Source organism: Bartonella sp. AA81SXKL (genome assembly GCF_042196945.1).
In the GTDB taxonomy this organism is placed as follows: domain Bacteria; phylum Pseudomonadota; class Alphaproteobacteria; order Rhizobiales; family Rhizobiaceae; genus Bartonella.
On record NZ_JBHIRH010000357.1, the window covers coordinates 1 to 272 of the forward strand.

Annotated in this window: 1 pseudogene; it reads right to left on the minus strand. The window is 44.5% G+C overall.

From position 1 onward, the window contains the following. Positions 1-272: pseudogene (locus ACFINZ_RS11680) on the minus strand (leucine--tRNA ligase); the annotation flags it as partial.

Below are 272 nucleotides of genomic sequence, written 5' to 3' on the forward strand. Positions count from 1 at the left end.
TTGGGTAAACAGTCCTTTAAAAGGCTCATCGACAGTCACATACCCCATCGATTTCATGGCACGCGTAAAAAAGCGCGCATAGAGAAGATGGAGAATCGCATGCTCAATTCCACCAATATATTGTTGCACAGGCAACCATTCAGTTGTCGCTTTTTTGTCGACGGGTTCTTGTGCAAAAGGTGCTGTAAAACGTGCATAATACCAAGAAGAATCCACAAACGTATCCATTGTATCGGTTTCGCGTTTAGCAGACTGTCCACAGACAGGACAAG